Origin of the sequence: Bradyrhizobium sp. (assembly GCF_019244115.1) — a bacterium.
Lineage (GTDB): Bacteria > Pseudomonadota > Alphaproteobacteria > Rhizobiales > Xanthobacteraceae > Bradyrhizobium.
The window spans coordinates 1-20,698 of the sequence record NZ_JAFATE010000729.1 but is presented as its reverse complement, the minus strand read 5'-3'; the positions used below and the strand labels follow the sequence as shown (position 1 = coordinate 20,698).

The 20,698-nt window shown below is 64.2% G+C and carries 19 protein-coding genes and 1 pseudogene; 5 read left to right on the top strand and 15 right to left on the bottom strand.

The window, feature by feature from the left end; translation table 11 throughout:
- Positions 1-45 precede the first annotated feature (45 nt).
- Positions 46-1,272: an O-antigen ligase family protein gene (locus tag JOZ76_RS31470; RefSeq protein WP_291705287.1), complete on the top strand. Its 1,227-nt coding sequence runs from the start codon at positions 46-48 to the stop codon at positions 1,270-1,272.
- On the opposite strand, the gene JOZ76_RS31465 is transcribed toward JOZ76_RS31470, so the two are convergent.
- Genes JOZ76_RS31465 through JOZ76_RS31450 form a run of 4 tightly spaced genes read right to left on the bottom strand, consistent with a single transcriptional unit; the run spans position 1,187 to position 3,621 of the window.
- Complete coding sequence (locus JOZ76_RS31465) at positions 1,187-2,104, bottom strand: general secretion pathway protein GspK (protein ID WP_291705286.1); 918 nt, start codon at positions 2,102-2,104, stop codon at positions 1,187-1,189. The genes JOZ76_RS31470 and JOZ76_RS31465 overlap by 86 nt on opposite strands.
- Positions 2,101-2,811, bottom strand: a complete 711-nt coding sequence (locus JOZ76_RS31460) for a PulJ/GspJ family protein (protein ID WP_291705285.1) — start codon at positions 2,809-2,811, stop codon at positions 2,101-2,103. The genes JOZ76_RS31465 and JOZ76_RS31460 overlap by 4 nt, the downstream gene beginning before the upstream one ends.
- Positions 2,811-3,197 carry a prepilin-type N-terminal cleavage/methylation domain-containing protein gene (locus tag JOZ76_RS31455; protein WP_291705284.1) on the bottom strand — a complete coding sequence of 129 codons (387 nt, stop codon included), beginning with the start codon at positions 3,195-3,197 and terminating at the stop codon, positions 2,811-2,813. Before JOZ76_RS31455 ends, JOZ76_RS31460 begins: the two co-directional genes overlap by 1 nt.
- Positions 3,187-3,621: a prepilin-type N-terminal cleavage/methylation domain-containing protein gene (locus tag JOZ76_RS31450; RefSeq protein ID WP_291705283.1), complete on the bottom strand. Its 435-nt coding sequence runs from the start codon at positions 3,619-3,621 to the stop codon at positions 3,187-3,189. Before JOZ76_RS31450 ends, JOZ76_RS31455 begins: the two co-directional genes overlap by 11 nt.
- 438 nt (positions 3,622-4,059) lie before the next feature.
- Here JOZ76_RS31450 and gspD point away from each other — a divergent pair, with 438 nt between their 5' ends.
- Positions 4,060-6,405 carry a type II secretion system secretin GspD gene (gene gspD, locus JOZ76_RS31445; RefSeq protein WP_291705282.1) on the top strand — a complete coding sequence of 782 codons (2,346 nt, stop codon included), beginning with the start codon at positions 4,060-4,062 and terminating at the stop codon, positions 6,403-6,405.
- Between the two features lie 105 nt (positions 6,406-6,510).
- Positions 6,511-6,930: a Hint domain-containing protein gene (locus JOZ76_RS31440; RefSeq protein ID WP_291705293.1), complete on the top strand. Its 420-nt coding sequence runs from the start codon at positions 6,511-6,513 to the stop codon at positions 6,928-6,930.
- 24 nt (positions 6,931-6,954) lie between these two features.
- Here JOZ76_RS31440 and JOZ76_RS31435 read toward each other — a convergent pair whose 3' ends face one another.
- The 10 genes from JOZ76_RS31435 to JOZ76_RS31390 form a co-directional block, all read right to left on the bottom strand.
- Positions 6,955-7,635 carry a response regulator transcription factor gene (locus JOZ76_RS31435; RefSeq protein WP_291705281.1) on the bottom strand — a complete coding sequence of 227 codons (681 nt, stop codon included), beginning with the start codon at positions 7,633-7,635 and terminating at the stop codon, positions 6,955-6,957.
- A 266-nt stretch (positions 7,636-7,901) separates the two neighbouring features.
- Positions 7,902-9,479 carry a Do family serine endopeptidase gene (locus JOZ76_RS31430; protein ID WP_291705280.1) on the bottom strand — a complete coding sequence of 526 codons (1,578 nt, stop codon included), beginning with the start codon at positions 9,477-9,479 and terminating at the stop codon, positions 7,902-7,904.
- Between the two features lie 324 nt (positions 9,480-9,803).
- A complete protein-coding gene (locus JOZ76_RS31425; protein ID WP_291705279.1) occupies positions 9,804-10,295 on the bottom strand; it encodes a cytochrome c-type biogenesis protein in 492 nt (163 codons plus the stop codon).
- A gap of 3 nt (positions 10,296-10,298) precedes the next feature.
- Entirely contained in the window at positions 10,299-12,281 is a 1,983-nt protein-coding gene (locus JOZ76_RS31420) for a heme lyase CcmF/NrfE family subunit (protein WP_291705278.1), read from the bottom strand.
- Entirely contained in the window at positions 12,278-12,802 is a 525-nt protein-coding gene (gene ccmE, locus JOZ76_RS31415) for a cytochrome c maturation protein CcmE (protein ID WP_291705277.1), read from the bottom strand. Before ccmE ends, JOZ76_RS31420 begins: the two co-directional genes overlap by 4 nt.
- Positions 12,803-12,853: 51 nt before the next feature.
- On the bottom strand, positions 12,854-13,957 hold the full coding sequence (gene ccmI / locus JOZ76_RS31410; RefSeq protein WP_291705276.1) for a c-type cytochrome biogenesis protein CcmI: 1,104 nt from the start codon (positions 13,955-13,957) through the stop codon (positions 12,854-12,856).
- Positions 13,958-14,089: 132 nt separating this feature from the next.
- The gene (locus tag JOZ76_RS31405; RefSeq protein WP_291705275.1) at positions 14,090-14,359 is read right to left on the bottom strand and encodes a hypothetical protein; all 270 of its coding nucleotides are present in this window, start codon (positions 14,357-14,359) and stop codon (positions 14,090-14,092) included.
- A gap of 91 nt (positions 14,360-14,450) precedes the next feature.
- Entirely contained in the window at positions 14,451-15,851 is a 1,401-nt protein-coding gene (locus tag JOZ76_RS31400; protein WP_291705274.1) for a hypothetical protein, read from the bottom strand.
- A gap of 130 nt (positions 15,852-15,981) precedes the next feature.
- On the bottom strand, positions 15,982-17,358 hold the full coding sequence (locus JOZ76_RS31395) for a sensor histidine kinase (protein WP_291705273.1): 1,377 nt from the start codon (positions 17,356-17,358) through the stop codon (positions 15,982-15,984).
- A 116-nt stretch (positions 17,359-17,474) separates the two neighbouring features.
- Positions 17,475-18,146: a response regulator transcription factor gene (locus JOZ76_RS31390; RefSeq protein ID WP_291705272.1), complete on the bottom strand. Its 672-nt coding sequence runs from the start codon at positions 18,144-18,146 to the stop codon at positions 17,475-17,477.
- 453 nt (positions 18,147-18,599) lie between these two features.
- On the opposite strand from JOZ76_RS31390, the pseudogene ku reads away from it, so the two are divergent.
- Positions 18,600-19,567, top strand: a pseudogene (gene ku, locus JOZ76_RS31385) (non-homologous end joining protein Ku).
- A 53-nt stretch (positions 19,568-19,620) separates the two neighbouring features.
- Here ku and JOZ76_RS38440 read toward each other — a convergent pair.
- The gene (locus JOZ76_RS38440; RefSeq protein ID WP_366938651.1) at positions 19,621-19,941 is read right to left on the bottom strand and encodes a Flp family type IVb pilin; all 321 of its coding nucleotides are present in this window, start codon (positions 19,939-19,941) and stop codon (positions 19,621-19,623) included.
- A gap of 121 nt (positions 19,942-20,062) precedes the next feature.
- On the opposite strand from JOZ76_RS38440, the gene JOZ76_RS31375 reads away from it, so the two are divergent.
- Positions 20,063-20,698, top strand: a 636-nt coding sequence (locus JOZ76_RS31375; RefSeq protein WP_291705271.1) for a thiamine pyrophosphate-binding protein, incomplete at its 3' end; no start/stop codon positions are given.

Here is a 20,698-nt window from a genome sequence, read left to right as displayed (position 1 = left end):
GCGGAGACCGACCCCATGAATCGGTATGATCGCCCTATACGTGTCATGGCGATCTCGGCCGCGTTCTGGGCGTGGTGCGGTCTCGTGAGCTTCCCGATGATCGTCGAGAACGTCGATCTCGCGAACCTTGCTCACGCATTCATCTCGACGAGCACCACCGTCGTGATCTGCCAAGCGGTCGGACTGGCGCTGTTCGTGGCGACCGTTGCCGTTTGCTGTTTTGATCGCTTCGGGACGATTATCGCACGCCTGAACCTGGCGCAGATTGCCATGCTTCTCATCATCTCGCTGTCGTTCCTCATTCAGCTTCATGACGATGAGCTGGCTGCCCTCACCGGGATGATGTATACCGCGCTCATCCTGGCGATGGCCGTGACGCTGTCGGCTTTGTGGGCGCTCGCCCCGGCCGATCTGGAACGATGCCTCAACATCGGCTCGGTCATCCTGTGCCTGTTCGGCGCCACCGCGATTGCGATCTTGGGATGGCCCGCGGGACGGAATATCGGAAGCATCCAACCCAACCTCTTCGCCGCGCCCTTGCTGGTCGGATTCATCCTTTCGCAATTCCATCCGGGTGTGCTCGGCTTCGGCATACGTATCTTGTGCTTTGCGATGATTGCTCTGGTCAGTGCGCGTTTCGCGATCATCGGCTGCATGCTCGCATTGACGCTATTTCACCTGACTTTCAATCCCCTCAGTCCAGCCAAGATTTCAGTGTCCCTCGTCGCGGTGATCGCGGCAGCAATATTATGGCCTCAGATCATAAGCCTTCTGGCGCTTGACGATTCGCTGCGCGACATTGCCTCAGGCTTCAGCGGACGAGACCAGTATTGGTCCAGCGCCCTGGCCGCGATTGCCGGGCATCCGCTTGGAATAGGCTTCAAACGTTCCATCGGCGACGAGGCCGGGCACAATGGTTACCTCAAGACCCTGCTGGAGTTCGGTATTGCCGGCGGCGGACTGATCATCGCTTTCATTGCCTCCACCATCGTTTCGGCCGGCCTCGACGCGATCGGATTTTCGCAACGGACGCTCCGGCAGCGCCGGTTTGACTCGGCCCGGTTCGGCGGACTGGTCGCCCTGGCATTCGGCGCTTTCTTCCAGCCGCAATTGTTCAGCCTCGGCGATGCCTTCGCCATGTCGCTCCTGTTTCTGCTGTTCAGGCCGGCCTTGGCCGCGTCCTCCGTTACGGCTCCTGCTGCGCGCCGATATCTTCCCGCCATGCCAGCACATGGAACGCCTCTTTCTCGCCGGCCGGCGGGATCGCGATGACGGCCTCCGATGTCCTTTGCCGGCCGTTCGGAAACTTGGTGCGGATGCGAACCCGGTAGGCGTCGCTGACGCCGGTCGTGGCACCTACCTGCTTGCCGCCGAGGGCTCCGAGCACAAGCTCGGGGTCGGGCGGCAGCGATTCACGCTGGCGCAGGAACGCATCGAGTCGCGCGGGCGTCATGTCAGGGAGCGCCGCGATCGCTTCAGGGGCCGCATCCAGCACGTTGATCTCGGCGATGCCGCTGTACACCGTGACATAGGGCATCGCCCGCTCGACGATCGCAGCGGGCATTCCTGGCAGCAGCCAAAGCTCATCCGCGTTGTTGAAAGGCGCTCGGCGCGGCAGATAGCCGAGGCCGGCGGCACGATAGATCCCATCCTCCGCGTCCTGCATGTTCGGCCTCAGTCCGCCTCGCCAGCCGAGCACGCGATCGGCAAATTGGCCGGCGGCATCCGCGTCGGCCCCGACTGCCGCAAACAGGCCGGCCAGCATGGTCCTTGAAGCCATGTTGAGATTGATGCGGGCGGCTTCCGACAGATACTCGACGGTGACGTTGCATTTCGCGAGCCGAAAACCGAAGCGGCCGCGCCTCGGGCGGCGCGTGGTCGCCGGCGCGGAGAGCTGGTAGGCGGCGAGTTCGATTCCGGCCGAGGTCAGCATGTCCATCTGCGCCGTTGCGTCCAAGGCAGCGAGCGCCTTGGCCGACTGCGTGACGTAAATCGACGCGATGGTGGCAAGCACAGCCAGAGCGGTCAGCAGCCACAGCGCGGCCACCACGACGAAACCGCTCTCGCGGCCGTCCGCATGATTCGAAAGCAAGCGACGGGTCATCGCGCAGCCACCGCATCGCCCACCGCCAGCTTGCCGGCATCGCTGGCGGCTTCACTGACCTGTTCGGGTTGCGGCGCCATCATGTCGACGTGAATGCGGGTCGCGGTGGATATCAACGCGTTCGAATTGTCCGTCTCATCGCGGACCACGAAGCGGACCGCGATAGGCAGCACCCCTGCCTTGCGCCAGCTCTTCGACCATCTCCCATCGGGACTGGCATAGCCGAACGCGATCCGAAGCGGCGCGCGCAGCAGGACCACCGGATCGGCAAACGAGATTCGCTCGATCGACACCTCCTCGCTCGCCAGCGGAACGAAGGGAGCGCGCATGCGGACCAGCGCGACGCCGCGCCCATCCGCGATCTCGGCAATTTGCACGAGCTCGAGACCGCGCGGACCGTTCGGGCCGACGGCAGTCCGCACGAAGGTGACCGACCTTTCGTCGCCTTGAAACAGCGGACGCCTGTTCATTCGATTGGGCGCAATGAATTGAGCTGAGGACAGATCCCTGACCAGCCGATCGAGCGCGATCGCAAGCTTCTCGCTGCGCTGCGCCCGAAGCAGTCCGCTCTTCCAGGTCGGGAGCCACTGCGCCGCAAGCGTTGCAAATGTTCCCACGACCAGTCCCATGAGGGCGATCGCAACCAGGACCTCGAACAGCGTAAAGCCGCTATCGTCGCGCTGCGTCGGTCTGAATCGGCCGATCATCAACGCATGTCCCTGCTCTGCAGGCGTACGGTCTCGAGCGAGACGACCGCTCCGGACGGCGATCTCACCCGCAGTTCGATGCGCACGGGCGTGAAGCGTGACTCCGGCACAACCGCGTCCTGATCGAGAAACGGCGATAGGCGCATCTGCCAACGATAACCGCCGACTCGCCCAGCGAGATTCCTGGGCATCGGCTCGCCGTTCCGCGGCAAACCGGTTGCGATCAAGCGCGCGGTTTCGGCCAAGGTGACGTGCTGCTCGAGGCCGCGCACCCCACGTGAATTCGTTGCCACCAGCGATCCAATCGCGACGAGCAGGACCGCGACCAGGGCGAGAGCGACCACCGCCTCGAGCATCGTGAAGCCACTCTCGGCCTCAGGGGCCATTTTGTGCCACAATGTCAATGTCTCCGGTCAGCCAGTTGATCCGAACTTCGAAGCCGCTTCCGCCGCGTGTCAGGCTAAGCGTTCCGCCGCAAGACATCCCGCTCGCAAGGAAGCTGATCGTCGAGAGCGCAGGCCGGCCGTTGCACCGCTGCGGAAGCAACGCATTGAAAACCACGTCCTCCGGTACCCGGACGGTCCATGGACCAGATCCGGATCTGATGGTTCGGTCGGGGGCGTCAATCGCCGCCGCGACCACCCCACCCCGCTCGATCGCGGCGCTACGGTCCGCCTTGAGCAGGGCAACGATTTCCACGGCATGGGCCTCCAGTCGCGATCGCGAGGTCGACATCGCAAGTCGTGGAAGCAAGATGCCGGCAAGCAGCGCGAGGATTGCAAGCACGCAGACCATTTCGAGCAGGGTCATGCCTGCCCGGTACTCCTGGCCTCCGTTTGTACTCGGACCTCGCATCAGCTCGTATCCTGCGCTCAGGGTCATCCACGACATGACTGGGGTCGCGCGCAGCATGACCGCGGTCGGACCCAATCGATATCGTGGACCTGCCGAAGTAATGTGACGTTCAAATTTACATTCACGCACGACGTAAGGACGATCACATGATCAGGTGATCGATCGTTCATTCCGGAGATCATGACGGGCTCAAGTTCCAGCCGATTTCACCGTCGATTTCCATGCTCCGAGCCCTGCACCCGGCGTGTTAACATGATCATGGTACACGTAAACGTTACTCGTTACCATATGTCACATATGGATGTCACAGACAGCCATTAAGACGCCACCATTCGGTCCCGGCGCCTTGCACATTCCGGGACCGGAACCTGGTGGCGTAGGTAGGGGCAGACAGTGGCAAAAACCGCGCACCGCATCGGCTTTTTTGTCCGTTTTCTGGTCCCGGCGCTGCTCGCGGCGTGCAACACGATTTCGGGCGTCACCGATCTGGACACCGCGCGCGAGCCTGACGTGCTGGACCGAGTCCGCTCGATCGATCTGCTGCCGCGGGCTCCGAGCCAGGTGCAGCAGACTGAACTGAGCACGGGACGGCGGGCAAAGCCGATCATCTATCGGGCCGAGCCGGCAGACGATCCTGCGCAGACCGCGTCGATACGGCAGATGGCACAGCCGGTCGCGCGCGGCGACAGTTTTGAGCTGAACTTTGAGAATGTGGCTGTCGCATCGGTGGCCAAGGTCGTGCTCGGCGACATCCTCGGGGTCGGATATGTCATTGATCCGCGTGTGCAGGGCACGATCAGCCTGTCGTCAGCGCGACCGATCCCGAAATCCGACATCCCGTTCGCGCTCGAGAACGCGCTCCGCGTCTCCGGCATTGCGCTGGTCCGCGACAATGCGGCCTACCGCCTCATGCCGCAGGCGGACGCTGTCGGCACCGGCGCCGCGGACACGCCCGAGAGCACGGAAGCGGGCTATGGCGTTTCCGTCGTCCCCCTGCAATATGTCTCGGCGCAGATGCTGCTCAAGCTGGTGGAGAATTTCGGCACCAAGGCCGGGATGCTGCGGGCGGACAACAGCCGCAACCTCATCCTCGTCCAGGGAACCGGCACCGAGCGCCGCACCGCCGTCGACCTTCTGCTCAGTTTCGACGTCGATTGGATGCGCGGACAGTCGGTCGGCATCTTTCCGGTCGAGAACGCGAATCCGGAGCCGATCATTGCCGAGTTGGAGAAGATCATCGATTCCGGCGAAGGCGGCGTGACACAGCACATGGTCCGGCTGCAGCCGATTGGCCGCATGAACGCCGTGCTTGCCGTGACGCGCAAGCCGGACATGCTCCGCCGCATCGAGACCTGGATCAATCGCCTGGACAACACCAACAACGCGCGCTCGTCGATTCACGTCTACAACGTGAAATACGGTGAAGCGCGACAGATTGCACGCGCGCTCAATGATATCTTCGGCGGAAGCGGGTCGTCGGGTGCGCTCGATGGCGATACCGGCCAGATTGCGCCGGGATCCGGCATATCGTCGAGTTCGAGCGGATCCGCGCTGAGCCGCCTGTCGGCCGGACAATCCGGACAGATGTCCGGTGGATCCGGGAGCGCCCGACTGGCGAGCAGCAGCAGCACGGGTGGCACCGGCAACGACACGACGCAGGCTGGATATAATGCAGCCTCCAATGCCGCGCCGCAGGGCGCGAGCCTGTTCGACAATCCCGGGGGCGCGCCGTCATCCGGCCCACGCGGGGGCGCCGCCGTCGGCGGCGTGCTGGAAGGGGTCCGCATTACGGCCGATACCGTCAACAATACGCTGCTGATCTATGCGAGCCAGGAGCAATACAGCATCGTCGAACGTACCTTGCGTCAAATCGACCGCCCGCAGCGGCAGGTCGCAATCGAGGCGACCATCGCCGAGGTGACGCTGACCGACGACCTGCAGTTCGGCGTCCAGTCCTACCTGACGAGCGGCGACTTCGGACTGAAGCCCGACACCGGCTCGTTCGGCAATTCGGCAGCATCTGCGGTGGTCAACGCCGCCGGCAACGTGGTGCTGAGCCGCGTGATCCCCGGATTCAATTTCCTGGTCGGATCGGGCGTCACCCCGAAAGGGATTCTCAATGCGCTGCACGACGTCACCGATGTGAGGGTGCTTTCCAACCCGTCTCTCGTGGTCATCGACAATCAGGTCGCCTCGCTCCAGGTCGGCAACGAGATCCCGATTCAGACCGGCAGCGCCACGGTCCTCACCGGGAATAACACCGTCGCCAGCACCACCGATTATCGCAGCACCGGCATCATCCTGCGGGTCGTGCCGCGCATCAATGCCAATGGCAACGTTCGGCTCGATGTCGAGCAGGAGATCAGCAACCCGCTTCCGGCCACGAGCGCCCAGACCACGTCGAACAATCCGTTGACCCCGACCGTATCGACGCGGAAGGTGCGCAGTTCGATCGCGGTGGCGAGCGGACAGACCGTGCTTCTTGCCGGGCTGATCAGCGACAACCAGAACCGGACCCGCAACGGCATCCCGGGTCTCGACCAGATTCCGGGGCTGGGCGACGTATTCGCGCAATCCGACAAGAACATCCAGCGCACCGAGTTGATCATCTTCATCCGTCCGCAGATCATCCGCGACGGCACGGACGCCCACTTCGTCGCCGAGGAGGTGCGCGCAAAGCTCCGCGGCACGATTGGTACGGTGGAGTCGAGGCAGACGGCGCCGAGCAAGTATCGGTGAGGACGCGGACGCGCAGGCGGCCCTTCCGCCCGCGCGGATTTGCAGCGGGCGGCAAGCGCACGCCGATCTCTACGTCACTCAAGGTCACGCCCTGCTTTTCGAGATGTGCTCATTCCGGCAGGATGCCTGGTCAACGACAGAACGATTTCGCATTATCCCGCCCACCAGTATGATCAGCTCGAGTTCTTTCATCTGAAGCTCGAAACCCATGATGTCGTCTTCGCCGAAGGGGCGCCATGCGAGACATTGCTTCGGGTCGATGAGACGATGAGCAACTTCGCCGACTATTTCCGCTCGCACGGAACGGCCGAAGCGCCATCGCAGCATTGCGCGCGGCTGCTCTGCAATGGCCCTCTCACCGAATTGAGGACCAGGGGGCGGAGTTTATTGTCGCCGTGGCTTGGTCTTCAGAGGTTTGATGAGATTCGCATGCGCATCGAGCTGCGTGCGCTCGCAGATTGCTGCGCCGGAGGCGCCTGCGTCGGACGGCAACGAAATGACGGTCGTGAATACGCATATTCCTGAAAAAGGTGCAGTAACGACCGCAGCCTATCTTATCCCGTCACGGATCATATACCCGGCGCCCCGGATGGTATGGAGCAGCGGCCGCTCAAAACCCTTGTCGATCTTGGAACGCAGCCGCGAAATGTGCACGTCGATCACATTGGTCTGGGGATCGAAATGATAATCCCAGACGTTCTCCAGCAGCATGGTGCGGGTCACCACCTGCCCGGCATGCTTCATCAGATATTCCAGGAGCCTGAACTCGCGCGGCTGCAGCGTGAGCTCGTCCTTGCCGCGCGCGACGCGATGCGAGAGGCGGTCAAGCTCGAGGTCGCCGACCCGGTAGGTGGTTTCCTCGGCCGGGCCGCCGCGGCGGCGCGACAGCACCTCGACGCGCGCCAGCAGTTCGGCGAATGAATAGGGTTTTGGCAGATAGTCGTCGCCCCCGGCACGCAGACCCTTGATGCGATCGTCCACCTGTCCGAGCGCGGAGAGGATCAGAACTGGCGTGGTGTTGCCCTTGTCGCGCAGCGCGCCGATCACCGACAGGCCGTCGCGCTTGGGCAGCATGCGGTCCACCACCAGCACGTCGTAGTCGCCGCCATCCGCCAGCGCCAACCCCTCCTCGCCGTCAGCGGCGAGGTCTGCGATGTGACCGACTTCCCGAAAAGCCTTGGCGAGATAATCGGCCGACTCGCGGTCATCTTCGATGATCAAAAGGCGCATCTGGGAAACAGTCGCGGACAAATGCCTTAAGCCTTCCATCAACATGGCCCGGCCGGCATTCTCATGCAAGGCGACCAGCGCCATCCGGTTAAGCGTAAAAGTGGGCGGTGAAGCTGGGGGACTTCACCGCCCGAGACCTTCCGACGGAGGGGGGCGTTTTCCACCGGAAGGAGGGAGAGCGGGCCTTTAACCCGCTCCCTGGAAAGAGCCGCCGGCGGGGGCGAACGAGCCGGCAACACCCTCCATCTCTAAAATTTCTGGCCCGTTTACCCCTTTGCCACGGAAACCGCGACGAAGCGTGACTGGCCGCCGCTCTTCACCCGCATCAAGACGCTGTTCTTGTTGTCGGTGCGCGCGGCGGTCATAGCGTCGCGGACATCGTTCGCGGTGGCGACGCTCTTGCCGCCGACCTCGAGAATGACGTCGCCTTCCTTCAGGCCGCGCTCCGCCGCCGCGCCCTTCGGATCGACATCCGTGACAACGACGCCTTCCTTCCCGGCGCCCGCCACCTTGGTGGCCGGGGCGACACTCAGGCCGAGTTTTGGCACCTCCGTGCCGCGGGTGATGCCACCCTTGTCCTCGTTGTCGGTGTCGGCCTTGGCCTCGACCGTGTTGGGCAGCTGGCCCAGCGTCAAGTTGATGATCTTGTCCTGGCCCTTGTGCAGCACGTTGAGCTTGACGGCGGTGCCCGGCGCAAAACCGCCGATGGTGCGCGCGAGCTCGCGGGCATCCTTGACCTTCTCGCCGTTGACCGCGGTGATGACGTCACCGGATTCGATGCCGGCCTTGGCCGCCGGCGCGTTGGCCTGGGGCTCGGCCACCAGCGCACCTTCCGCCTTCTTCAGGCCGAGGCTGTCCGCGATGTCCTGCGTCACCGGCTGGATCTGCACGCCGATCCAGCCACGGCTCACCTTGCCGCTGTCCTTGAGCTGCGCCACGACGCTCTTCACCGTGGCGGCGGGAATGGAGAACGCAATGCCGACGCTGCCGCCGGACGGCGAATAGATCGCCGTGTTGACGCCCATCACCTCGCCCTGGACGTTGAAGGCCGGACCGCCGGAATTGCCCTTGTTCACGGGCGCGTCGATCTGGATGAAATCATCATAGGGACCGTTGCCGATGTCGCGGCCCTGTGCCGAAACGATGCCGGCGGTGACCGTACCGCCAAGCCCGAACGGATTGCCGACCGCGAGCACCCAGTCACCGATCCGCGGCTTGCCGTCGGAGAGCTTTGCAAAGGGGAAGTTCGATCCGCCTTCGACCTTGATCAAAGCCAGATCGGTCCGCGCGTCGGTGCCGATCACCTGGGCGGTATAGGTCTTGCCGTCGTCGGTCGTCACCTCGACCTTGTCGGCGCTGTCGACCACGTGGTTGTTGGTCACCGCATAACCGTCAGCCGAGATGAAGAAGCCGGAGCCCTGCCCGGTCACCGCGCCGTGGCCGCGGGGCATCCGCGGCAATGCGTCCGGTCCTCCGAACCGGCGGAAGAAGCGTTCCATCGGCGAGCCGGGCTGGAACGGCGAAGCATCGTCGTCGCCACTGTCGTCCTTGGCGAGCTTCTCCTTGATGTTCACCTTGACCGAGATCACCGACGGCTTCACGTGCTCAACGATGTCGGCAAAGCCGACCGGCTGAGCGGCGTTGCCAATCTCCCGGTTCACCTGGGCGTGCGCCGGGGTCGAGAACACATTGACCGGTCCGCTGGACGGACCAAAGCCATAAACAGCGACACCGAGCCCCGCGACCACGGACGCCATCAGCGCAAACCTGCGCGCCGACAGCAGCGAACGGCGCGGCTTGCGATACGGTGGAAGATTTGAAAGGTCGGTCGGGCGGTCGAACATGTCCAAATTTCTCCAGAGCCGGAAAGGGTTGGTGCGGAGGCCACACCTTCGGTCCTGAAGATGGGTATTGGCGCCTTACAGTGCGCTGGCGGCCGAGTTAAACTTTTGTAATAAAAGCACCATTGGAATGCGGCAGTTTAACGCAGGAAAAGCGGATTTCCTGCGAAATGCCGGACGTTTGATTGATCCGATGTGGGACAGCGGTCGGATCAAGGCACAGCGCAGCGGCGCGTTAACGAAGGTTGACAGCAAAAGTCAGCGAAATCGGCGGTCGGTTCGCATCAGGCTCGAGAGCGCCGCCGCAAAGGGCGGCGACTTCCCGTTTCAGGACCTCGGCGCGTCGGATGGCCGATCGCCGGACACCCATGCGGCGAGCCGGGCTTCTTCCTCCGGCGTCAATGCGGTGGGCTCGGCGACATCACGCTGCGGGCGCCGCCGGGCATAGATCCATAGCGCAAGCCCCCCACCAAGCAGGACGAACGGAGGCACCAGCCAGAGTAGCAGGGTCTGCCGCTCGAACCGCGGCTTGAGCAGGACGAACTCTCCGTAGCGCGCCACCAGGAAATCGATCACTTGCCTGTCGCTGTCACCTGAGGCGATCCGCTCCCGCACCAGGAGACGCAGGTCGCGCGCCAGCGGCGCCTCGGAATCGTCGATGGACTGGTTCTGGCACACCATGCAGCGCAGTTCACGCGACAGGTTTCGCGCCCGCGTCTCCTTGGCCGGATCGGCCATGACCTCGTCCGGCTGCACGGCGTATGCGGCCGGTGAGGCGATCAAGGCAAGCGCGAACAGGATGGCGAGACCGCGCCGCATCGCTCACTCCGCCGCCTGCATCGCGCGGAGCGCCTTTGCAGGTCTCGGCGCGCCGACGCGCAGCCTGCGGTCCGACAGCGACAACAACCCGCCAAAAGCCATCAGAACCGGACCGAACCAGATCAGGAGCACCATCGGCTTGTGATAGATCCGCACCACGATCGCATCGTCGGGCGTGGTGTCGCCGAGCGAGATATAGAGCTGGCTGACCCCGCGCCGCAAAAGCGCGGCTTCCGTGGTCGACATGCCGCGTGTCGTGAAGGTGCGCTTGGACGGCGTCATGACACTGAGCGGCTCGCCGTCGAGACTGACGCTGAAGGAGGCGGCCAGTTCGCGATAGTTCGGGCCTGGCCGCGGGGTCAGCCCCTCGAGCTTCAGCTCGTAGCCCGCGACGTTGACGCTGTCGCCTGCCTTCATCGTTCCGATGTGTTCGGTATTCCAGGTGGTCTCGCAGACGATGCCGATCAGCGCGATCCCGAGGCCCGCATGCGCAAAGGCGCTGCCCCACACCGAGCGCGGCAGGCCCCGCGCGCGCCGTGCCGCGGTCGCAAGCGGCACGCTGAACAGGCCGATGCGCTCGACGAGGTCGGTCACCGCGCCGCCGATGACGAAGACCGCAAGCCCGATGGCGAGCGGCGCCAGCACGGCGCCCCCACGCGTCCAGGCCCATACCAGCGCGATGGCCGCAAGCCCCGCACCGGCCGCAGCCAATAGTCGCTGCGCCGCGCCCAAGAGGTCGCCGCGTTTCCAGGCCAGCATCGGCCCGAACGGGACGGCGATCAGGAGCGGGACGAACAGCGGGGCAAAGGTCAGGTTGAAGAACGGCGCGCCGACCGAAATCTTTGCGCCGGTCAAGACCTCCAGCGCCAACGGGTAAAGCGTGCCGATGAACACGGTCGCGCAGGCCGTGGTCAGCAGCAGATTGTTCAGGACCAGCGCGCCCTCGCGTGAGATGGGTGCGAAAATCCCGCCCTGTTTCAACGCCGAGGCGCGTCCGGCAAACAGCGTCAGACTGCCACCGATGAACAGGCAGAGGATGACCAGGATGAAGACGCCGCGCGTCGGATCGGTGGCAAAGGCGTGCACCGAGGTCAGCACGCCGGAGCGCACCAGGAAAGTGCCGAGCAGCGACAACGAGAAGGTCAGGATCGACAGCAGGATGGTCCAGACCTTTAGCGCGTTGCGCTTTTCCATCACCAGGGCCGAATGGAGCAGCGCGGTGCCGGCCAGCCACGGCATCAGCGACGCGTTCTCGACCGGATCCCAGAACCACCAGCCGCCCCAGCCGAGCTCGTAATACGCCCAATAGGAGCCCATGGCGATGCCGAGCGTCAGAAAGGTCCAGGCGAGCAGCGTCCACGGCCGCACCCAGCGCGCCCAGGCCGGATCGATGCGGCCTTCGATCAGCGCGGCGACCGCAAACGAGAACGAGATCGAGAATCCGACATAGCCGAGATAGAGCATCGGCGGATGCACCGCGAGCCCGATGTCCTGCAGGACCGGATTGAGGTCGCGCCCCTCGATCGGCGGATTGGCGATCCGCGTGAACGGGTTCGAGGTGATCAGGATGAACAGATAGAACGCGCTCGCGATCCAGGCCTGCACCGATAGCACATGGGCGCGCAGCGACAGCGGCAGGTTCTGGCCGAACAGCGCAACCAGCCCGCCGAACAGCGCGAGAATCGACACCCAGAGCAGCATCGAGCCCTCGTGATTGCCCCAGACCCCGGTGATCTTGTAGATCAGCGGTTTCAGCGAGTGCGAGTTCTCGAACACGTTGGCGACGGAGAAATCCGAGATGATGTGCAGCATCACCAGCGCCGCGAACGACATCAGAACGAACAGCAATTGACCGACTGCCGCCGAGCGCGCGACGTTCATCAGAGCGGGGTCACGGAGCCGCGCGCCTACAAGCGGCACGGTCGACTGGATCAGCGCCAGCGCCAGCGCCAGCACCAGCGCATAATGCCCGGACTCCGCGATCATCGCGTGGCTCCTTCGGCTGATGGAGCCGCGCCTTGCGACGCCACCGCACCGCCCGAGGGCTTCGCGTCGGCGCCGGCCTTGGCGCCGTAATCATCCTTCCAGTGGCCCTGCTTCTTCAGCGCGTCCGCGACGTCCTTGGGCATGTAGGTTTCATCATGCTTGGCGAGCACGGTGTCAGCCCGGAAGACACCGGAACCGTCCAGCGCACCTTCGGCGACCACGCCCTGCCCTTCCCGGAACAGATCCGGTAAAAGGCCCTTGTAGGCGACCGGCAGTTTGGCGCCGCCGTCCGCCACCTGGAACCTGACGGCGAGATCGTCGCCGCGCACCAGCGATCCCGGCTGCACCAGGCCGCCTAGCCGGAAGCGCGTGCCGGGTCCGACGTGCTTTTCGGCCACCATGGTCGGCGTCGAGAAGAACACGATCGAATCGCGCAGCGCGTTCAACACCAGCGCGGCCGCGACCGCGAGCACCGCCAGCGCGCCGCCAATCATCGTCAACCGCCGTTGCTTCCGCGTCATGCCCGCTCTCTATCTGCAAAGGTTTCGTCGCGCACCGTTCGGCACTCGTCGCTATCCGTCGAGCCCGAGATTCTTCAGGCCCTCTTTGAGCTGCTTGAGTCGCTCGCTGTCGTTAGCGACGGCCTCGCGCGCGCTGGCCTCCGCGCCCCGGGCCTTGTCGCGATCGCCCATCACCATGTAGGCCCGCACCAGGCGCAGCCAACCTTCGACGTCATTGCCGTTCTGCTTGAGCCGGGTCGCGAGCCGCTCGACCATGCTGCGGATCATGGCCTCGCGGTCGCCCGCCGCCATACCGTTTGCCGCGGCCATCGTATCGTTGGACAGCACGGGTGCCGTCGCGCCGGTGACCCGCGTCAGGGCAGCCTGCACAGCCGCGCGCCACGGCGCATTCTGCGGCGCCTTGTCGAGCATTGCCTGCCAGATCGAGACCGCATCGGCTCGACGGCCATCCTGCTCGGCCGCGAGCCCGAGGAAATAGCTCGCCTTCGCATCATTGGCGTCGAGTGCAACTGCGCGCTCGAACTCGCTCTTGGCGTCGGCCGTGATCACGCCGCCGGCGGCGGCTGCCATGACCTCGCCGAGATCGGCGTGCCGCTCCGCGGTGTCACCGGCATAGCTAATGGCGTTGCGATACGCCATGATCGCGTCGTCATAGCGACCGAGCCGGACCAGCACCGGCGCCAGCACGTTCCAGCCCCGGCCGTCGGTCGGGTTTTTCTCCAGATGCTGCTCGACCTGTGCCACCATTGCTTCCAGCGGCTGCGTGCCATCGGGTGCGCGGCTGCGCTCGGCCAGCGGAAAGTCGCCGAGCCGCGGCGATCCCAGCGGAAGATAGACGGCGATCGTCAGCACCGGCAGGCCCACCAGCGCCAGCACCGCGGCGGCGCGGCGCCACGTCGTGTTGGACGTCAGCGCGAGGCGGGCCTCCTGGTTGGCAGCGGCAATCAGCCGCCGGCCAATCTCGACCCGCGCGGCGTCCGCCTCCGGCTTGCCGATCTGGCCGCTCGCGACGTCGCGATCGATCTCGGCCAGCTGGTCGCCATAGACGGAGGCCTCTCCGCCGTCGGATGACGGTGAACCGCGCAGACCCAACGGCAAGAGCACGGCGAAAATCGCCGCCGCCGTCATCAGCGCGAACACAAGCCAAAGCGTCATCGGGCGGTTCCGGCAGCGCCCAGCGGCGCCCATCTGCGCTCGCTTTACACCACGGCCGCCGACCCCGGCAATTGACAATTGTCAATTTGGCGCGAGCGTTCGAAAGCCCGAGGCAGCGGCAATCCTTGACCGTTAGCCGATCCTGAAATCGGCGCTGCGCGTCAGGTAGCTGCCATGCGCGTTCAGCGCCTTGAGGAAATAGACCCCGGGCCTCACCGCTTCGGGCAAGTGGATCCGAAGCGATCCGGTCGGCAGTGGAGACGCAATCGTGGTCACCGGATCGGGCAGATCCGCCCCACTCGTCGAATCGACCAGGAGCACCTTCGCCTTCACCATCAAATTCCGGTAGGTCGCCGAGACGACGCGGTTTTCGAATTCAACGAAATTAATGAAGGAATTCATGCGCGCAACAAATAATTCGAGTCGCATTGACGGTACGTGGTTGCCTCGAATCCGTCAACCCAAAATTGTGCCGCAAATGTCTAGCAATTGGTTAACTCGCGCGTGACGGCTTGCGCTCGACGGTCGTCGAGGTCGCATTATCCGCCGCCCTGCTCATCAGCGAGGCATAGTCGCGGCCGAACAGAACTTCGCAGAAGCGGATCGCCGCCTGCACCTGCATCTGCCGATAGGCGCGCGCCTTGGGATCGCCGCCCCGAAGCGACTGAACCAGCGCCTCGGTCGACCGCTCGACATAGTGCTGCAGGTCGGAATAGGTGCGCAGCGTGACCTCGTTGATCGCCAGTTCGCTTGCGAAGTTGCGACAAACCGCAACGAATTCGATGAGGGACGCAGCCTCGTCGATCTCGACGGTGTCGATTCTCAAGCCCGCGGAAATATCCTTGTCGGCGCGTTGACGCAGGATGCGCCTGACGCGGCCCGGCACACTGTCGATCTCCGATTGCAGGCTGTTGGAAATGTCGGCCCTGATCGCGGTCAGCTGCTTGCCCCAATTCGACTCGGTGCGCAGATCGAGTTCGGTCCTGAGCCCCCGGATGCCGTCGTGCAGCGACTTCAGATTTTCCGCGATGTTGGTGAAATGGCCGCGCCTGATGTCCATGCGAAGCGCGGCGGCCAGATGCGACAGATCGTGCAGGGCGATCGTGACGGCGATGCCATAGGGCGTTGCGGCAACGCGAACCTCGTCATCGGAGGCCGCCATCTTGATGGCGAGGCGGATGATCTGCCATGGCGCTGTCAAGCGCTGCATGACCAGAGAGAGGGCAAACGGCAGTAGTTGCGGCGTCTGCAGCGAGGGGACGTTGAGCGCCTCGTTCACGGCTGCGATCTGCACGTCTCCAAACACCTGGACATAACGCGGCAGCCGGCCGACCAGGCCATCCAGAGCCTCGCGGGCCTTCAGGACCGAACCGATCGGCAGGAGATCATCGATCACGTCGGGCGCTCCGACGCGTGCCAGCGCGCGCTGACTGTCGCCGTGGCCCGGACCCGTGATCTTCAGGATGGCCTCGGCGACTGCGCGCTGCAGCTTGCGCACCGCCTTGTCGACCTCGCGCGAGGCTTCTGCATCGCGCGTCGTGGCCATCAGCGCCTGATAGTCGCGCGCCTCATCGGGTGCCCCCTCCCGAACCACCCAGAGCCAGATCGGCGACAGCGACGCGCGGCGGATCTGTCCCGGCCGCACCGCGGCGCTGCCATCGACCAGAAAAGGGTCCAGCGGCTGGAAGAACAGTCGCGCCAGGTCACCGTTGCGGGGACGATCGTCCTCGCTGCCGCGCACCATCATACGCAACTGCTCGAGAACCATGGTCGCAACCGCGACATCTTCGCCGCGCTCGATGGCGCGCTCGAACTCGCGCATCAGCATCGCCTGCGACTGCGGCGGAAGCTGCCCGAGATATTGTCTCAGCCGCTCGATCGATGTCTGGCTCATGCGGAATGCAGATTGTCTGGCGACGGTACAATCGCGTCTCAGGCCACAATAGATGCAGCCGCCTTAAGAAGTCCTTAGGAATGCCGCGTCGAAACCGTCACGACATCCGCTCCCTCGGGCTTGCGACGAGCTAGACCCCCGGCAACTGCAGTTCGGCCCGTAGTCCTCCGGTCGGCGCATTGCCGAGCGAAAGATTGCCGCCATAGAGCGCAGCCAGATCGACCACGATCGAGAGGCCAAGGCCGGAACCCGGCTTGGACTCGTCCAGCCGCTGGCCGCGACGCGACACCTTGGCGCGCTCGTCGGCGGAAAGCCCCCGCCCGTCATCGTCGACGATGATCCTGAGCTTCGATCCGGCCCCGGCTTCCGCCGGCCGCTCGACCACGACCTCGATGAGCACCCGGGAGGCCGCCCATTTACAGGCATTGTCCACAAGGTTGCCGACCATCTCTTCCAGATCCTGGCGCTCACCGGGGAACCTCGCCTGCGAATCCGCCTTGCTTTCGATGACGATATCCCGATCGCGGTGGATTTTTTCCATAGTGCGCCGCAAAGCCTCGATGGTGGGCGCGACCTCGGTGACTGTGCCGACGATGGTGACGCGCGCGGCGATGCGGGCCCGTTCGAGGTGATGGGCGACCTGGTCGCGCATCATGTCGGCCTGTTCCAGGACCTTTGAGGCGAACGGGTCAGCACCATGGGCGGAGGCCTCGTTCACGATCACCGACAGCGGGGTCTTGATGGCATGGGCGAGATTGCCGACATGGGTACGGGCCCGCTCGACGATCTCGCGATTGGCATCGATCAGCGCATTGGTTTCCCGCGCCAGCGGGGCGATCTCGACCGGAAAATCGCCCTCCAGCCGTTCGGCACGCCCGGAGCGGATGGCGGCGATCGCCTCTGAGATACGCTTCAGCGGGGCGAGGCCGAAGCGGACCTGGAACACCGTGGTCAGCAGCAGCACGATTCCGAGCGCCGTAAACGTGCCGCCGAGATAGTAGTCGAAGCTGCGCGTCTCGTCGAAGATCTCGGAGGCATCGCCGGCAACGCCGACCAGAAACTTGCCTTCGGCGCCGAGATCGACCGGCCGTTCGACCATGCGCAATGTCTGGCCCTCCGGACCGTCGACATAGCCGATGCGGATGCCGGCCGCGGTCAGCTCGATGCCCTGCTCCTCGAGTTTTGGCAGCTTCTTGTCCCACAGCGAACGCGAGGCCTTGACCTCCAGCTTGTCGGCGTCGGTGCGGGTGATCTGCCAATACCAGCCGGACAGCGGCAGTTCGAACAAGGGCTCGCCGAGGGACTGAAACTGACGATCCGCCGGCTCGTCGGGGGTGGCGACCTCCGCGATCAGGGTGCGCAGATAGAGATTGAGGCGGCGATCGAAGGCCCGTTCGGTCGCGTCGCGATAGACCGACGACAGCACGAACCCGGTGATGGCGAGGATCACCACGAGCCAGGCGGTTGCCGACAAGAACAGGCGGGTGGCGAGCGAGCTGCCGCGCATCAGCGGCGGGTCCCGGAGAATCTTTGTCGGGCCCGGGTCCCTCTGGAGAAATGCAGATTTTGAGAGAGCGTCATGTGCGACCAGGACAAGGGCTGCGGACCTGATCGGCATGGCGATCAGGCGCTGGAAGACGGCGGCGTCAAAAGATACCCCAGTCCGCGCACGGTCTGGATGACGTCGACATCCAGCTTCTTGCGGATGCGGCCTACGAATACTTCAATTGTATTGGAGTCGCGATCGAAATCCTGATCGTAGAGATGCTCGACGAGCTCGCTGCGCGACACCACCCGGCCGGTATGATGCATCAGATAGGCGAGCAGCCGGTATTCATGCGAGGTCATCTTGACCGGATTGCCGGACACGCTGACGCGTCCGGTGCGGGTATCGAGGGTGACCGGCCCGCAGGTCAATTCGCTTTGGGCATGCCCGGTCGAACGGCGCAGCAGCGCCCGGATCCGTGCCAGCACCTCCTCCAGGTGAAAGGGTTTGGCGACATAGTCGTCGGCGCCGGCGTCGAACCCCTGAACCTTGTCGCTCCAGCGATCGCGGGCGGTCAGCATCAACACCGGCATTGCGCGGCCGTTGCGCCGCCACGCCTCCAGCACCGAGATGCCGTCCATCTTCGGCAGGCCGATATCGAGCACGACGGCGTCGTAGGGCTCGCTGTCCCCGAGATAATGTCCCTCCTCGCCGTCGAAGGCGCGGTCGACCACGTAGCCGGCATCGCTGAGCGCGGCCGTGAGCTGGCGGTTGAGATCAGGGTCGTCCTCGACAACGAGCAGGCGCACGCTTGCCTCCAAAGGTGAACTGCACGATTTTTGCGCGATCAGATGACCGCTTTTGGCGTGAACCGTCTATGAACGACGCGGCCACGCCAACCTTACTTTTTAGTCATAAAGTAACGCATGGCTTCTTTTTGGCAGCCCGCAGTGACGGGCCCCACCAAGCGCTAAGTTTAAGCGCGTCTTGAACCTGATCGGAAGGTCGTCCGGCAAAGCGTCCGTGGAGGCGACGATGCGTCTCCACAACCTGACATGAATGTCAGGTTGCCGCGCCGCACGACGAAACAATGCCGTCTCCGCGATGATGTTCCCGGGTACCGGTATGCCCGGTGCGGCCTTGGCCCCGCCCCGGTTAACGCCGTTTGGCGATTCCTCTGCTATTCTCCGGGGCGGCTTGCTTGAAACGGGCCTTGCCGATGCTATCCTTAAAACTTGGCCTGTCTTGTCCCGGAGTATGTCATGGCCCCCCGCGCCAACTGGAAGGGTTTTTTGCGGCTTTCGCTCGTGACCTGCCCGGTCGCGCTGTATCCGGCCACCTCGGATACCGAGAAAGTCTCGTTCAACCAGATCAACCGCAAGACCGGCCATCGCATCAAGTATTCGCGGGTCGATGCCGATACCGGCGAAGAGGTCGCCTCCGAGGACATCATCAAGGGCTACAAGGTCGATACCGACACCTATGTCGAGGTGACCAAGGACGAACTCGATGAGGTCGCCCTGGAATCGACCCACACCATCGAGATCGATGAATTCGTACCGCGGTCGGACATCGACAACCGCTATCTGATCCGCCCCTATTACCTCGTCCCCGATGGCAAAGTCGGCCACGACGCCTTTGCGGTGATCCGCGAAACCGTCCGCGCCATGAACAAGGTCGCGATCGGCCGCGTCGTGCTGACCAACCGCGAGCACATCATCGCGCTGGAGCCGCTCGGCAACGGAATTATGGGCACGCTGCTCCGCTATCCCTACGAGGTGCGCAGCGAGACCGACTATTTCGACGACATCCAGGACGTGAAGGTCACCAAGGACATGCTCGACCTCGCCAAGCATATCGTCGAGAAGAAGTCCGCGCCCTTCGAGCCGGAGAAGTTCGAGGACCACTATGAGACCGCGCTGGTCGACCTGATCAACCGCAAGCGCACCGGCATGCTGACCGGCGCCAAGCCGGCGCCGAAATCGAGCGGCAACGTCATCAACCTGATGGACGCGCTCAAACGCAGTCTCGCCGACACCAAAGTCGAGGCCGAGGAAGCCCCGGCCGCCAAGTCCAAGGCGAAAAAACCGAAGAAGCGTGCCGAGGGCCAGCGCGAAATGCTGCTGCCGATCGCGGGCAAGAAGGCCAAGGAAGAGGCGAAGAAGGCCGAAGAGCCGAAGAGGCCGAAAAGCCGGTGCGCACGTCGGCGCGTGCGAAAAAGGCCGGTTGACCCGCACAGCTTCTGGAACCGTTGGGCGGGGCGCCCGGTCGGTCTGCGCGCCCCTATTTCAGGCTTGAGGCGATCGGCGAGATCATGCCGCTCACCGACGTGCCGATCGAGTTGACGGAAGCGAGGATCACGATGCTGATGCCGGTGGCGATCAGCGCGTATTCGATCGCGGTCGCGCCGGCCTGATCCGCGATGAATCTCAAAACCAGCTGCCGCACTTGATACTCCTGTCCGACGTCCGGTGCGGGATAACCTCCTGCCGACGTGGTGGCAATGTACAGCAACACTGGTTGCCGGGTCATTGACCGCAGTGCTGAACAACGCGTTAAGTTCCGCTGCCCCTGGCGCCCGGCACGCCAGCCACGGCGCAGCATCGTGACTGCATGGCAGAGTTTCCGGGACCAGCGCCCCCATGCGCTTTACCGTCGGCCCAAATGCTGGTCCAAATGATCGCCGCAAGGCCGGAGACAACGGCCGGGATCGGGAGGACGGGTCATGAAACTGGGCGCCGCGATTGCGGAAATCATGAAGCGCGAGGGCATCGACATTCTCTGCGGCTACCCGGTCAATCATCTGATCGAATTTGCCGCCAACGCCGACATCCGCCCGGTCATGGTGCGCCAGGAGCGCATCGGGCTGCACATGGCGGATGCGATCTCCCGCGTCACCTCGGGCCGCCGCATCGGCGCCTTCTGCATGCAGCACGGGCCCGGCGCCGAGAACGCCATGGGCGGCGTGGCGCAGTGCTTCGGTGAATCCGTGCCCGTGCTGGTGCTGCCGATGGGCTATGCGCGCCGGCTTGCCAACATCGAACCGAACTTCAATTCCAGCCAGGCGATGAAGGCGTTTTCGAAATCCTCCGAGCCGATCATCCTCGCCAGCGAGGTCTGCAACATTTTTCGCCGTGCCTTCACCAAACTGAAGAACGGCCGCGGCGGACCGGTGATCGTCGAGATCCCCGCCGACATGTGGAACGAGGAAGTGGGCGAGCCGCTCAACTACACGCCGGTGCTGCGCACGCGCTCGGCCGCCGATCCCGTCCATGTCAGGGAAGCCGCCGAGCTCCTGATGACGGCGAAGCGGGCAGTGATCTATGCCGGCCAGGGCGTGCATTATGCAAAGGCCTGGGCG